The 12,673-nt window shown below is 64.4% G+C and carries 17 protein-coding genes and 1 tRNA gene; 8 read left to right on the plus strand and 10 right to left on the minus strand.

Annotated elements, in window-relative coordinates:
* The first annotated feature begins 60 nt into the window (after nucleotides 1–60).
* Nucleotides 61–414, plus strand: coding sequence for a winged helix-turn-helix transcriptional regulator (locus SK803_RS39485; protein WP_319971317.1), 354 nt, complete (start codon nucleotides 61–63; stop codon nucleotides 412–414).
* 18 nt (nucleotides 415–432) lie between these two features.
* Here the strand turns inward: SK803_RS39485 and SK803_RS39490 are convergent, their stop codons facing one another.
* The 4 genes from SK803_RS39490 to SK803_RS39505 form a co-directional block, all read right to left on the minus strand.
* On the minus strand, nucleotides 433–1,110 hold the full coding sequence (locus SK803_RS39490) for a protein phosphatase 2C domain-containing protein (RefSeq protein ID WP_319971318.1): 678 nt from the start codon (nucleotides 1,108–1,110) through the stop codon (nucleotides 433–435).
* Between the two features lie 12 nt (nucleotides 1,111–1,122).
* Entirely contained in the window at nucleotides 1,123–1,818 is a 696-nt protein-coding gene (locus tag SK803_RS39495; RefSeq protein ID WP_319971319.1) for a toll/interleukin-1 receptor domain-containing protein, read from the minus strand.
* A gap of 377 nt (nucleotides 1,819–2,195) precedes the next feature.
* Nucleotides 2,196–2,687 (minus strand): hypothetical protein, encoded by a 492-nt coding sequence (locus tag SK803_RS39500; protein WP_319971321.1) that lies wholly within the window; start codon nucleotides 2,685–2,687, stop codon nucleotides 2,196–2,198.
* A gap of 1 nt (nucleotide 2,688) precedes the next feature.
* The gene (locus SK803_RS39505) at nucleotides 2,689–3,153 is read right to left on the minus strand and encodes a Panacea domain-containing protein (protein WP_319971322.1); all 465 of its coding nucleotides are present in this window, start codon (nucleotides 3,151–3,153) and stop codon (nucleotides 2,689–2,691) included.
* Between the two features lie 612 nt (nucleotides 3,154–3,765).
* On the opposite strand from SK803_RS39505, the gene SK803_RS39510 reads away from it, so the two are divergent.
* The 5 genes from SK803_RS39510 (at nucleotide 3,766) to SK803_RS39530 (ending at nucleotide 8,064) form a co-directional block, all read left to right on the plus strand.
* A complete protein-coding gene (locus SK803_RS39510) occupies nucleotides 3,766–5,337 on the plus strand; it encodes a pentapeptide repeat-containing protein (protein WP_319971323.1) in 1,572 nt (523 codons plus the stop codon).
* A gap of 161 nt (nucleotides 5,338–5,498) precedes the next feature.
* The gene (locus SK803_RS39515) at nucleotides 5,499–6,731 is read left to right on the plus strand and encodes a helix-turn-helix domain-containing protein (RefSeq protein ID WP_319971324.1); all 1,233 of its coding nucleotides are present in this window, start codon (nucleotides 5,499–5,501) and stop codon (nucleotides 6,729–6,731) included.
* 107 nt (nucleotides 6,732–6,838) lie between these two features.
* Nucleotides 6,839–7,198 carry a hypothetical protein gene (locus SK803_RS39520; protein WP_319971325.1) on the plus strand — a complete coding sequence of 120 codons (360 nt, stop codon included), beginning with the start codon at nucleotides 6,839–6,841 and terminating at the stop codon, nucleotides 7,196–7,198.
* Entirely contained in the window at nucleotides 7,195–7,842 is a 648-nt protein-coding gene (locus SK803_RS39525; protein WP_319971326.1) for a hypothetical protein, read from the plus strand. Before SK803_RS39520 ends, SK803_RS39525 begins: the two co-directional genes overlap by 4 nt.
* 6 nt (nucleotides 7,843–7,848) lie before the next feature.
* The gene (locus tag SK803_RS39530; protein ID WP_319971327.1) at nucleotides 7,849–8,064 is read left to right on the plus strand and encodes a hypothetical protein; all 216 of its coding nucleotides are present in this window, start codon (nucleotides 7,849–7,851) and stop codon (nucleotides 8,062–8,064) included.
* A 19-nt stretch (nucleotides 8,065–8,083) separates the two neighbouring features.
* Here SK803_RS39530 and SK803_RS39535 read toward each other — a convergent pair whose 3' ends face one another.
* Nucleotides 8,084–8,443 (minus strand): formylglycine-generating enzyme family protein, encoded by a 360-nt coding sequence (locus SK803_RS39535; RefSeq protein ID WP_319971328.1) that lies wholly within the window; start codon nucleotides 8,441–8,443, stop codon nucleotides 8,084–8,086.
* Nucleotides 8,444–8,736: 293 nt separating this feature from the next.
* Nucleotides 8,737–8,817 (minus strand) — tRNA-Tyr (locus tag SK803_RS39540).
* Between the two features lie 119 nt (nucleotides 8,818–8,936).
* On the opposite strand from SK803_RS39540, the gene SK803_RS39545 reads away from it, so the two are divergent.
* Both SK803_RS39545 and rfbA read left to right on the plus strand, forming a co-directional pair.
* Nucleotides 8,937–9,428, plus strand: a complete 492-nt coding sequence (locus SK803_RS39545) for a YajQ family cyclic di-GMP-binding protein (protein ID WP_319971329.1) — start codon at nucleotides 8,937–8,939, stop codon at nucleotides 9,426–9,428.
* The gene (rfbA, locus tag SK803_RS39550) at nucleotides 9,425–10,297 is read left to right on the plus strand and encodes a glucose-1-phosphate thymidylyltransferase RfbA (RefSeq protein WP_319971330.1); all 873 of its coding nucleotides are present in this window, start codon (nucleotides 9,425–9,427) and stop codon (nucleotides 10,295–10,297) included. The genes SK803_RS39545 and rfbA overlap by 4 nt, the downstream gene beginning before the upstream one ends.
* Here the strand turns inward: rfbA and htpX are convergent.
* Genes htpX through SK803_RS39570 form a run of 4 tightly spaced genes read right to left on the minus strand, consistent with a single transcriptional unit; the run spans nucleotide 10,294 to nucleotide 12,587 of the window.
* Nucleotides 10,294–11,160 (minus strand): zinc metalloprotease HtpX, encoded by an 867-nt coding sequence (htpX, locus tag SK803_RS39555; protein ID WP_319971331.1) that lies wholly within the window; start codon nucleotides 11,158–11,160, stop codon nucleotides 10,294–10,296. The genes rfbA and htpX overlap by 4 nt on opposite strands.
* Before the next feature lie 19 nt (nucleotides 11,161–11,179).
* Nucleotides 11,180–11,644 (minus strand): 4Fe-4S binding protein, encoded by a 465-nt coding sequence (locus SK803_RS39560; protein WP_319971332.1) that lies wholly within the window; start codon nucleotides 11,642–11,644, stop codon nucleotides 11,180–11,182.
* The gene (locus SK803_RS39565) at nucleotides 11,641–12,180 is read right to left on the minus strand and encodes an NADH-quinone oxidoreductase subunit C (protein ID WP_319971333.1); all 540 of its coding nucleotides are present in this window, start codon (nucleotides 12,178–12,180) and stop codon (nucleotides 11,641–11,643) included. The genes SK803_RS39560 and SK803_RS39565 overlap by 4 nt, the downstream gene beginning before the upstream one ends.
* Entirely contained in the window at nucleotides 12,177–12,587 is a 411-nt protein-coding gene (locus tag SK803_RS39570; protein ID WP_319971334.1) for an NADH-quinone oxidoreductase subunit B, read from the minus strand. The genes SK803_RS39565 and SK803_RS39570 overlap by 4 nt, the downstream gene beginning before the upstream one ends.
* Nucleotides 12,588–12,673 lie beyond the last annotated feature (86 nt).

Consider the following 12,673-nt stretch of genomic DNA (forward strand, 5'->3'; position numbering starts at 1 on the left):
TGTCGTTACGACAAGTACCTACTATTTTGTCAGGTACCCACCTTTTAGTAAGGATCCTGGATGAAGCCACGACAGTACGCATGCGGCCTCGACGCGGCGATCGACGTGATCGGCGGACGCTGGAAAGCACTGATCCTCTGGGCACTGCACCACGGCCCGGTGCGCACCGGCGAGCTGCGCCGGTCCGTGTCAGGCATCAGCGAGAAGATGCTCATCCAGGTGCTGCGCGAGATGGAGTCGGACGAGATCGTGCACCGCGAGGTGTTCCACGAGGTGCCGCCACGCGTCGAGTACTCGTTGACACCGCTGGGAGTTCGCCTGAACGAGGCGCTGCTGCCGTTGGGCGACTGGGGCGAGAACAACATGAAGGCGATCGCGCGCCGCCGCGGCGTCGAACCAGCACCCAGGCACTGAGCAGCAGGCGCTCGGCCGTCACCGGTCGAGATAAACGACAGTCGCGTCGTCGGAAACCTTCTTGCGCGGCCAATCAACAGCCTTGGCGTCTTCCTTCTCGACCTGACGCATTTTGCGGATCAGGTCGTCCGGCCCGTTCGCGGCCATCAGTTCCAACGCCTTGGGCCAATCGAAGAGGTTGAACAGGTCCACCGCCCGCGCGGCACCGTCGGAGAGGATCGCAACGCGCCGCACGTCCTGCAACGGCACCTCACCCGTGAGCGCCTGCTCGACGTCAGCGGGGTCAGCGCCGGCCGTGCGGTTGGTCTGCGTGTCGCTCACGACGAGCAACTCACGCTTGGTGTCGACCACAACGGTGGCATCGCCGAGCACCAGGTAGCGCAGCACGTCGCCCTTGATCTGAACCAGCCCAACGGCCGCGCTAGGGCTGTCCGGATGATCGAGATCGCAGCCGCCGCCGTGCAGCTCCGCGGTCTGCTTGACGGCCTCTGCCAGCGCCGCAGCGGGATCGAGGTGCGCAACCCGGAGGATTTCGGCGGAGAGCTGGTCGGCGAACCAGCCGACACCGTGCTCACACCCGTTCTCCGGCTTCGCGGTCACACCGTCCAGCACGGCGAGCAGGTTGGGCCCGACCAACGCGCGATCCTCGCTGGGCGCCGTCGTCCGGCCTGCCTCGGTAGCCATCTGCGTGCGCACGCGCCGATCCTGTCACGGGCGATATTGCTCGATCAACTCCACATATCTGTCTCTTCCGGTCAATCCCGGCGAAAGAACACCGCCCGTGAACGTTTCGACGCGCTGCACATCCGCGAGCCTGATTTCCACACGCCAAATCCGAACACGAGCCGAGAAGCGCTCCTCTTTTCGAGAGTCGAACTGCTGCCTGATTATGGCGTCACTGAAGTGGCGGCGATAGTACGGCTGAAGCAGCTCGCTCTCCGGAGCTTCCATCGGCAGTCCCGGATCAGGAACGGCAGGAGCAGCCACCAGCATGCCCTTGAGCAGCGACGACATCGCCGCCTCCGTGGGACCACCGGTGAAGTCGGCGAACTGGATGGCCCGCAACACCGAGTGCTCCTGCCCTCCGGCACGAACGAGCACCGGAACGACCGGCTTGCCCATTCGAGTCGCCACGGACAACTCCCACAGACACCACTGAGACGGGAGCATCTCCGGCGTCACGATGCAGACAAATCTGCCGCATTTCTCAATCTTCTCCCTGATCATCCACTTCCAGGTCTGCCTCGGCAGCAGTGAGGCGCGACGCGACGATTCAAGCCCGAAATGGCCGACTACCGCTGTGTGGCGAACCCGATCCAGTTCCGCATGCCGGCACGACCTCGTGCTGCCAGTGGGCGCGTGGCGGCCGACTGGCCAGCTCGACCTACGGCCGCGTGTCGCCATGGCTCGCACCCGCGTGGCCAAGTGGGCAGGGCCACAGCCTCGCGGCGCTCATGAGGGTCCACGCGAAGTGCATTGACGGCGGTGAGGAGCTGGCGCGCCGCCTTGTGCAGGCCTCTCCAGGCTCGCTCAAACTTTGGCGTGCCCTCGGCGCGAACCGCCGTATAGGTCCAGTTCGAGCCGTACACAACCGGACAACACAACAATGGGCCTGTGACCAGTTCTCGCTGGTCACAGGCCCATTCGTGCTGATGTGGCGGGTAGAGGATTCGAACCTCTGTAGCTTTCGCGACGGATTTACAGACCTCCGCTGTGAAGCTCCTCTACCTGCCACGATTGCCTCTTGACGTGCCACTTCGGCACACGTTCGACACAGGCTACTAAGTGTGCTTCTTGGGGCTCGGGTAGACCTCATGCTCCGGATCCCACCACACCGCATAGAAGCGCGAATCTTCCCGGAACCCGTATAAGCGCTGCTTTCCGCCGATCTGCAGCCGACTGATCCGGTCCCGGTCATCCAGCTCCAGTTCAACCAACCGCTCCTGGGCGGCCTTAGTCGGAAGCGACTCGATGTCGTAGTCCTTGCCGGTCCTGCCGTCACCACTGAAGACTTGATGGACTGTCATGCTCTCGATGCTGCGGATGCGATTCAAGAGTGTTAGATGGTCTTCAGTGGTGATCTTCGTAAGACACCAGGGTCCCTGGACATCAACCCGGCTGAACAGGATAACCAGCTTGTCGTTGGGATCCTGGGGAGTGAACTCACGGCGAGGCCTCTTGCCGACGGGGATGTTGCCAACCTCAGCTGCCCGAGGGTTGCGAACCGCGTCGGGTCTGTTCTTGACCTTGGGACGCCCCTTGTCCCTGCCCAAGTCAGACCTCCTCAGCCTCGCCACTGGTGAGACCGTCGTAGTACTCGAACATGTCGCTCTGCAGAATCGGCGCGCTCCCGCGCTGCCCCTCGGCGAGGCCGGCGCGCTCGCGAGCCAGCTTCCAGGGAGCCTCGCGGTGAGTAAGCTCGCTCAGCCAGTTGGCGGGCTTGTCGCCATACGAGTCCAGGACGATGTCGACAGTGTCCTTCTCTTGCTGCTGAAGGACTTCAGGGTCGCCCCCAAGACGCTCACTGGCTTCTAGACGCCAACGCAGGCGATGTTCGCGGTAAAGCTCGCGCACCACAGGGCCATTCGCCCACGCCTCGATCTGCTCGTGGAACAGCGGTTCTTCATCCCACACGAGGTGCCACGCCTGGCTGTAGTACACCAACTTCTGAAGCTTCATGGCCGTCATCGGACCCTTACGGGCAAGGATGTAGGCGGCCACATCCAGCGCGCTCGCCATAGCTGCCAACTCCCCTCCGGCTTCGGCAGTTATCCACAGGCGATCCACAGTTCACGGGTCGCTATCCCCAGCATCTCAGATCCATCCTTCTGTGTTACGCACCTCGCCCGTCGTGACGCTAACGTCACTTGATCAGATCAACCACGCGATGCAAACACATGTTCGACTATACCCTCTGAGCTGCGCTTATCATTGCTCCGCTTGGGTGCACCATCTCCAGGGTCTAGACCAAGATCAGTCGAGGAGCCGGGCCGCTAGACCCCCAGCTACGACTCGCAGACTTGCTCCAAGACAGAGCAAGAGCACCAGATCGAGTGATCCAATAAGGAACATGCCAGACGACGACGCCGGGCCCACCCGAACTGCAACTATGCAGCTATTTCAGCAAGCCCACTTGCCGGTGGGGCACTTTTTGGGAGCGGCGGCCCCATCGGAAACATATCTACGTCGATCAACGACTATCTGGACATGCCTGAGGATCGCCCCACCCCAGTGCCACTCCCCCATCCTGCGCCGGGAGAGCAGTCCTCCTCCCGCCCACCCGTACCGCTTCCAACGTCGGCCACGTCGCGCATACCGCTTGAGCCCATGCCGCGCAGGGTCATCGCAACCGTGGCAGCTTTCATCGCCGTAGTCACAATTGTTCTTGTGGTGGTGCTGTGGTGGGCCGGCACTGCAGGTCTATCGGGGGCAGCTTTGGTGACTGCGCGATTCGACGCGCTACGCACCGGGCTGAGCATTGGCATTGGCGGCGGTGGGATCTTCGCGCTGTACTTGGCCTGGCGACGCCAACACGCTACCGAAATCGGACTGGTACAAAAGGAACGTGACCAAGCCGACGTCGCCCTCGCATACGAGCTGCAGCGCGAGACTGCCGAGCACACCCGCCAACACGTCGAACGCGTCGCTGCTACCACGGAACGCGACGCGGAAGCTCGCCGGATCACAGACCTGTACGCGAAGTCGGTGGAACAACTCGGATCAGATAAGGCCCCGGTACGTCACGGAGGCCTGTACGCCCTAGAGCGCCTCGCACAAGACCACCCCGACAATCGCGCCCTGCGCCAGACTGTAGTCAACGTACTTTGCGCCTACCTACGCGCTCCGTTCGATCTTCCCGGCGACCAACCAGACGCCAACGCACTCGCAGAAATCCGCGATGAGTACCGCGGACGAGTCCAGGAACGGGAAGTCCGACTAACTGCTCAACGCATCCTCACCACCCACTTGGATCCCGGCGACGATGCGGACCATCCATCAACGACCTTTTGGTCCGACGCCGATCTCGATCTTACTGCCGCTGTCCTGATCGACTGGGATATGAATAGAGGAAGGCCACACAACGCGATATTCCGAGATGCTGTATTTATTGGAGATACCCGGTTCACCAACGCGAGCATTACAGGACGAGCCTCGTTCGTTGATGCTACATTTGCCGCAGGCGCCCGATTCGAAAATGCGAAGTTTGCGGAAACGGCACGGTTCGACAATTCGAAGTTCACCTGGATAGCCCGGTTCGACGATGTTGCGTTTGCCAAGATGGCCTGTTTTGGTAGAGCCACATTCACCGAAGGATCATTCTTCGAACGAGCCTCGTTCTCCGACTACGCCCTATTCCCTCAGACTTCATTTGGCAAACAAACATGGTTCAACTATGCGACGTTTACCGAATACGCCACCTTCGAGAATGCACTTTTTACCGAGGGCGCCCGATTCGAAGACGCAGCTTTCGCCACCGGTGTCGGATTTAACAACGCAACGTTCGCTATGCACGCCTGGTTCAACAGAGCGAAGTTCCACGGCGACGCCGAGTTTCACAATGCAAGATTCAGCGAAGGTGCTCCGTTCGGTGAACTACGCTCGACTGCGGCCGCTGAACTCGGTGCAGCACTCGGCTCTATCTTCGGCGACGCAACGTTTGTTGAAAACATCTTGCCCGACGAAGCAAATATCGCAGACGCAGCTACATCCGAGCGACTGCAATTTACGCAGGGAGTAAGGTTCGACGAAGCAACGTTCACTAAGAGCGCGCGGTTTAATGGAGCAACTTTCTTACACTCTCCGATTGAGCCATCGATCAATTGTTCGTCATGGCCTGCTGACTGGCAGCCCTCTCCTGATCATGCACCCATTGAAGGCCGAGAAGGGTCCTGGCATTACCTCCTAAACAGCGAACCCATGTAGGACTACAAACGGTGACAAACAACGCGACTAGCCATGAACCGTTTTCTCTTCTTGAGGACATATCTCACCGCTATGGTGTACTCGACCTCCCCGCAGGGTCCCGCCCCCGGTTTGACTGCCGGAGGCATCGGCGGGGACACAACCGGCGATGAGGTGGACCTATGGTGACCTCGGGTTTTCCCGACCCTGCGCACACCACGATCGGGCAGCGCATCAAGTGGGCGCGCGAACGCATCGGGATGTCGCGCCGCGTTCTTGGCGGCCTGGTGGGTAGGGGCCCGGACTGGGTGAAGTCAGTCGAGAACGGCCGACTGCAAGCGCCACGCCTGCCGATGCTGCTTCGCATCGCGCACGCCCTTGGAGTGCAGGATCTCGCCGACCTCACCGGCAATGGCCTCGCCGTCCCGGTCTCGGTGTTCGCGGGAGAAAGGCACGTGGCACTCACCGCGGTTCAGGCTGCGTTGACTGAGTACCACCTGACCAGCGACGGCCGTCCGCCGAACGTGGCACATCTCGCGGTGCGCCTTGAGCAGGCGTGGCAGGTTCGGCACGCAAGCCCCGATCACCGCACCCAACTCGGCCTGCTCCTCCCCGACCTCATCCGGGACGCTCAGCGCGCGGTGCGTGTGATCCGCGGTGACGAGCGTCGTGACGCACGTCGGGTGCTCGCCGGCGTGTACCGGCTCGCCGACTTCTACTGCGCGTACCAGCCCGCTGCGGAGCTGGTGTGGCTCGTTGCCGACCGGGCGATGAACGAGGCGCTGGAAGCTGACGATCCGCTCGCAATCGCTGGAGGCTCGTGGGCGAAGGTCCAGGCGTTGCGCGACGTCGGCCGTTGGGATGAGGCGCTGGACGTCGCGGCGTTCGGTGCCCGCGGGATCGAGCCCTACCTCGACAGCGGGGACGACTGGCGAGGCATGTGGGGTGCGCTGCACGTTGAGGTCGCCTACGTGCACGCGCGCCGAGGCCGACATGGAGAAGCTTGGGAGGCCTGGGAACTCGCGGACCGCGTCGCCCAGGAGCTCCCGGTTGGCTACCGGCACACACAGTCGTCGTTCAGCCGTCCCGTGATGTTCGCGCACGCCACCACGCTCGGCGTTGAGCTGCGGCGTCCTGCTGAGGCATTGCGTGCAGCAGACCAGTTCGATCCGGAGGCCATCGCCTCTGTGCCGCGTCGCGCGCGACACTTGATCGAGGTGGCACGAGCCCACGACCAGCGCGGCGAGAAGCACGCGACGTGGGCGCTGCTCCACCACTCGGAACGCACGGCGCCCGAGACGATCAAGTACAACGGATTCGCGCGCGAGATGTTGATCAACCTGCGCAAGAGCCCACCAACCGGGCTGCGGCAGGACGTTCTGGATCTCTGCGAGCGGGTGGGCATCGCGGCTTGACCTGATCAGGTGGGGGTACAGCTTGTACCCCTTGGCAGGACTCCACCGTCTTACGTTCCAGCCATGCGGCAGATCAACAGTGCGGATGACGTTGCGGTGGGTGGGTCATGAGCCCACTCACCGACGCCGAGGCAGTGAAGCTCTTTCCCAGCCTCCAACACGTGGTCCTCATCCGTGAGGCGGGCTGGAAGTTCCTGCCGATCGACGATCCCGGCGACCCTAACGCTGAACTCGACGCTGCGCGGATCTGGCCGGAAGGATGGCGCGACTGCATCCGCATCCGCGACGAGACCGACTCGCTAGGCCTACGCATCCGCGTACTACCCGACGAGCCTGCCGAGATCGTGTGGGAGCGAAGCGGCACTCTCTCCGAAGTCGTCCTCGATCTGCTGGCTCTCCCCACGCCTGGTTCGCGGCTTGCACCGACGCTGGTCATCGGGACGGCACCGAAGCTGTGGACGCCGTGACCGCGACAGACCTGGCCCGTGCCGACCGCATCGTTGCGCCTTACGTCACCGCGACCAACGCCGAGCAGGACCTGAGGTGCAGCCTGGTCATGCTCCCTGACGGTCTCGGCGTCGGCTACACCCACGAACTTCCAGGTGACCGGGACGGCCAGGGCGTCCTGTGGCAGAAAGTCGCGGAACGCCCCAAGAAGGGCAAGCCGGAGTTCGGCAGAGTTCACCCGACGCGGCAACGGCGGGCGATGAGCGAGCTTCTGTGTCAGGTGTGCGCCGGGCCGGCCGACCGAACGCCGGATGGTGTCCTGTGGTTGTTGCGGGACCATCGCGAGGATTGGCCACGCTGGCCTGAAGGCATGGCTTCGGTGGAGCCGCCGATCTGCGCTCGGTGTGTCGCGATCTCGTTGCGACGGTGCCCGGCACTTCAGCGCGGCGCCGTCGCGATCCGGGTTCGATCGTTCGCGGTCGCAGGAGTGCGGGGAACGCTCTATCGGGCAGGCGCGTTCGCGCCCGTTCCCATCAAGGCCGCCCATGTTGCCTACGGGGACCCGCAAACTCGCTGGATGGTCGCCGTGGCGTTGATACGTGAACTGAGTGGTTGCAGCTTCGTCCCGTTTGACGAGCTGCGCGACACGACAGAAACGAGATAGAGCGTCATGCCGAGAGATTTCCGGGCCACGACGCTCGAACGCGCCATCGGGCGGCAGTTGGCTGGGTGGCGCAACAAGCGCGAACTAAGCCTCACCGAGGCCGGTCAGCGCGTGGGCTTCAGCAGCGCCAAGTTGACCACGAGAACGCGGTGCAGCCCCTCAGTGGCGGTCGACGCCGACGAATCGCTGGAACTCATCGCCGAGACCGCCGCTGAGCTGTAGGGGTTGTGCATACGAATTGTCAGCGACGGCGGAGCAGTTCATCCATCGTGTCCGCAGCGACCACGCACCTGAAGCCCGTGTCGTCGTCCTTCATGGTCGCGTTCGCGTCGTTGAAGGAAGACGGGGTGGCCCGGTTGAACGGGCTTGTCCATGCGCCGCCCTTGAGTTCGTGACGACCGGGCTTCGTCTCGGACGAGCACCACTCCCAGACGTTCCCGCACATGTCGTACACGCCGTACGGGCTCACGCCACTCTGGTAGCAGTCGCGGACGGTGGTCTGACCGACGCCGTTCTCGCGCACGTTGCCGCCACATGCTGGGCACCTTGCCGCTGCGGCGGAGGACCGATGTCCCTGCACCGGGGCAGTGCATCGACTCATGTTCACATGTTAATCACGGCTGCTCCGGCGTTCTGCCCAAGTCGTTTGAGCCCACGCCATCACCAGTCATCACGGCATCGGACAGTTCATCCGTCGGCAGTTGTGGAGCGTCGCTGACGCCGTCCGGCTTGCCGACTCAACATCGTGGGGCGCGGAGCTAGGGACGTGCCGAACTTCGGCACGTATTCGGCACAGACACCAGTTAAAGGCCGGATCGAGTCGTACACAGCCGTACAACACGACGATGGGCCTGTGACCAGTTCTCGCTGGTCACAGGCCCATTCGTGCTGATGTGGCGGGTAGAGGATTCGAACCTCTGTAGCTTTCGCGACGGATTTACAGTCCGCTCCCATTGGCCGCTCGGGCAACCCGCCCCACACCGTCGTAACGGTGCGGGCAGAACAATACATAACCCCTTCGGGAGTCCCCAAATCGGGGTACCCCAGTAGCATCGACGCTGGCTGTGACCCCGAGATCGTTGAGGAGTGAAGTCGTGGCGGACCCGTCGTTCGACGTGGTGAGCAAGGTGGACCGGCAGGAGGTCGACAACGCGCTCAACCAGGCGGCCAAGGAGCTGAGCACGCGCTTCGACTTCCGCGGGACCAACACCACCGTGGCCTGGGCCGGTGAGGAGGCGATCGCTTTCTCCTCCGAGACCGAGGAGCGGTGCAAGGCGGCGATCGACGTCTTCCAGGAGAAGCTGGTCAAGCGCAACATCTCGATGAAGGCGTTCGAGATCGGCGAGCCCGCGGTGTCCGGAAAGGTGTTCAAGGTCACGGGAAACCTCGTGCAGGGCATCACTTCGGAGAAGGCCAAGGAGATCGCCAAGAAGATCCGTGACGAGGCGCCCAAGGGCGTGCAGGCGCAGATCCAGGGTGACCAGTTGCGGGTGTCCGGGAAGAAGAAGGATCACCTGCAGGACGTCATCGCCCTGCTCAAGGGCTCTGACTTCGGCATCGCCCTCCAGTTCACCAACTACCGGTGAAGGGCATCGTCCTCGCCGGTGGCAGTGGCACGCGCCTGCACCCGATCACGCAGGCCGTCTCCAAGCAGCTGCTGCCGGTGTACGACAAGCCGATGATCTACTACCCGCTGTCGGTGCTCATGCTGGCCGGCATTCGCGAGGTGCTGATCATCTCGACGCCCACGGACCTGCCGCAGTTCCGCCGGCTGCTGGGTGACGGGTCGCAGTGGGGCATGAGCTTCTCGTACGCCGAGCAGGCCGCGCCGAACGGGCTCGCGGAGGCGTTCATCATCGGTGCGAACTTCGTCGGTGGTGACGACGTGGCGCTGGTGCTGGGCGACAACATCTTCTACGGCCAGGGTTTCTCCACCACGCTGCAGCAGCAGGTGTCCTCTTTGGACGGCTGCGTGCTGTTCGGGTACCAGGTGAAGGACCCTGAGCGGTACGGCGTGGGCGAGGTCGACGCGACGGGCAAGTTGCTGTCCATCGAGGAGAAGCCCGCGCAGCCGAAGTCGAACCGGGCTATCACCGGGCTCTACTTCTACGACAACGGCGTGGTGGACATCTCGCGCAACCTCAAGCCGTCGCCGCGGGGCGAGCTGGAGATCACCGACGTCAACCTGCACTACCTGCGCGAGGGGCGGGCGCAGCTGGTGGACCTGAGCCGCGGGTTCGCGTGGCTCGACACCGGCACGCACGACTCGCTGCTCGAAGCCGGGCAGTTCGTGCAGGTGCTGGAGCACCGGACCGGTGTGCGCATCGCGTGTCCTGAGGAGATCGCGCTGCGGATGGGCTTCATCTCGGCCGAGGAGTGCTACGCGCTCGGCGAGAAGCTCGGCAAGTCCGGCTACGGCGAGTACCTCATGGCGGTGGCGAAGGTCGGGCGCTAGCTGGCCCGGCGTGCCATCTCTTCCAGCCTGCGGATGCGGTCGGCGATCGGCGGGTGGGTCGAGAACCACTTCGCGAACTGCTCCCCCGAGCGGAACGGGTTCGCGATCATCAGGTGGCTCTGCGACACCACCTCCGGCTCCGGTGCGAGCGGCGCCGCCCGCGTCCCCAGGTCGATCTTGTGCAAGGCGCTCGCCAGTGCCAGCGGGTCGCCGGTGAGCTCGGCGCCGGACGCGTCGGCCTGGAACTCGCGCGAGCGGCTCACGGCCAGGCGCACCACGGTCGCGGCGATCGGGCCGAGCAAGGCGATCAGCAGCAGGCCTACCGGGCCGGGGCCGTCGTCGTCATCGCCGCCGCCGAAGATCCCGGCGAACAGGGCCAGGTTCGCGAGCATCGTGATCACGCCGGCCAGCGCACCGGCCACGCAGCTGATCAGGATGTCGCGGTTGTAGACGTGCGCGAGTTCGTGGCCGAGCACGGCGCGCAGTTCGCGTTCGTCGAGCAGGTCCAGGATGCCCGTGGTGCAGCACACGGCCGCGTTGCGCGGGTTGCGGCCCGTCGCGAAGGCGTTCGGTGCGACGGTCGGGCTCAGGTACAGCCTCGGCATGGGCTGGCGTGCCTTGAACGACAGCTCCCGCACGATCGCGAAGAGCACGGGCTGCTCCACCTGCGACACCTGCTGGGCCCGCATCGCCCGCAGCGCGAGCTTGTCGGAGTTGAAGTACGCGTAGGCGTTCACGCCCAAGGCCAGCAGCAGGCCGATGACCAGTGCCGTCCGTCCGAACAGGCCGCTGATCACCACGATCAGCGCGCTCATCCCGCCGAGCAGCACGGCCGTCTTCAACCCGTTGATGTGCTTGTGCACGGTTTTGCCTCCGGGTCTTTTACGTCCTACCTCTCAACGAACCGGGCCGCCTGCCAGTTCCGCTGGCCGTTTCCGGCGCGGCCTCTGCTGCCGGGTCGAGCGGTGGCGGCGGCGGCACCTTCTCCACCCACGTGGCCAGCACGTCCCGTTCGTGGACCAGCTCCGCGACGGCGCCGTCGCCCTCGATCGAGCCCGTTCCCGGATAGCCGAAGTCCGGTGCCCAGTGCAGGGCGTCGAACGGGCAGACCTCGACGCAGATGCCGCAGTACAGACATTGGCCGTAGTCGATCGCGAACCGGTCGAGCACGTTGCGGCTGCGCGGCCTCGCCGAGCCGGGCTGCTGCTCCACCTCGGTGTGGCTCGTGATGTGGATGCACCAGTCAGGACACTCGCGCGCGCAGATCATGCAGACCGTGCAGTTGGCCTCCAACAGCGCGATGACACCCCTCGTGCGCGGCGGAAGGCTGTTTTCTGGCCCGGTCACGACTGCTCCTCTTCACGGCGCGGACCCCAGGACGGGTCCGGCACTCCGGGTGGTGCGGTGCGGCGGCGGCTCGGGGCGCTCGTGTTGTCCTCGCCCGGCTCCAGCGCCCCTGGCCATGGACGCACGACGCGTGCGGCCAGCACGAAGTCCTTGCGCAGCGGGTGGCCTTGGAAGCTCTCCGGCAGCAGCAGGTGTTCCGGTTCGCTGTCCACGGTGATCCCGAACATCTCCGCGGCCTCGCGCTCGTGCCAGTGTGCGCCCTTCCAGAGGTGGGCGATGCTCGGCAGCGCGTCGGTCTCGGCGATCTCGGTCCGCAGCATCACGCCTTCGCGCGTCTGCGGGTTGATGACGTGCAGGAACACGGCGTGGCGTTGGCCAGCGGACCCCGGCCTGCCCGCGTCCTCGACGCCGAGCCAGTCGAACATCACGCAGCCGTCGTGGTGGTAGGACGTCGCCGTGGCGAGCCAGTCGGCGAGTTCGACGTGGTGGACGGTCTGACCGAAGGCGGTCTTGGGCGTCGTTTTCGGGGCGGTCATGCGTTCACCAGCCTGTGCAGCGCCTTGAGGCCTTCGAGCAGGGCTTCCGGCCGCGGCGGGCAGCCGGGAACGGCGACGTGGACCGGCAGGGCCTGGTCGATCCCCTTGGTGACGCTGTAGGAATCCCAGTACGGGCCGCCGGTGTTGCTGCAGGCGCCCACGGAGATCACGTAGCGGGGTTCGGGCATGGCCTCGTAACTGCGGATCACAGCAGGCAACATGACGTCGGTGACGGTGCCGGAGACGACGAGAACGTGTGCCTCACCCGCGCCGTCGACCGGCGTGACGCCGAGGTCGGGAAGGCGGTCGAGAGCTGCCATCACTTCGACTCCGCAGCAGGCGAGTCCGAGTTCGAGCACGGTGACCTGGTAGGTGGTGCCCCATTCCAGGCGAGCGGAAGCCGTCACAACTGGCGAGGGTAATACTTGGGGGCCTGCCGGCTTGCGCCTGGCAGACCCCCACCCCCCAATGATTCCCCCCGGAATCGGCTCCC

It is taken from the genome of Lentzea miocenica, from assembly GCF_033949945.1.
Classification (GTDB): Bacteria; Actinomycetota; Actinomycetes; order Mycobacteriales; family Pseudonocardiaceae; genus Lentzea; species Lentzea miocenica.

Bases quoted from the DNA above. Each gene is read 5' to 3' on its own strand.
- SK803_RS39515 (WP_319971324.1), top strand. From the start codon at position 5,499: ATGGTGACCTCGGGTTTTCCCGACCCTGCGCACACCACGATCGGGCAG.
- SK803_RS39520 (WP_319971325.1), top strand. From the start codon at position 6,839: ATGAGCCCACTCACCGACGCCGAGGCAGTGAAGCTCTTTCCCAGCCTC.
- SK803_RS39495 (WP_319971319.1), bottom strand. From the start codon at position 1,818: ATGGCGACACGCGGCCGTAGGTCGAGCTGGCCAGTCGGCCGCCACGCG.
- SK803_RS39530 (WP_319971327.1), top strand. From the start codon at position 7,849: ATGCCGAGAGATTTCCGGGCCACGACGCTCGAACGCGCCATCGGGCGG.
- SK803_RS39505 (WP_319971322.1), bottom strand. From the start codon at position 3,153: ATGGCGAGCGCGCTGGATGTGGCCGCCTACATCCTTGCCCGTAAGGGT.
- SK803_RS39535 (WP_319971328.1), bottom strand. From the start codon at position 8,443: ATGAGTCGATGCACTGCCCCGGTGCAGGGACATCGGTCCTCCGCCGCA.
- SK803_RS39565 (WP_319971333.1), bottom strand. From the start codon at position 12,180: ATGACCGCCCCGAAAACGACGCCCAAGACCGCCTTCGGTCAGACCGTC.
- SK803_RS39485 (WP_319971317.1), top strand. From the start codon at position 61: ATGAAGCCACGACAGTACGCATGCGGCCTCGACGCGGCGATCGACGTG.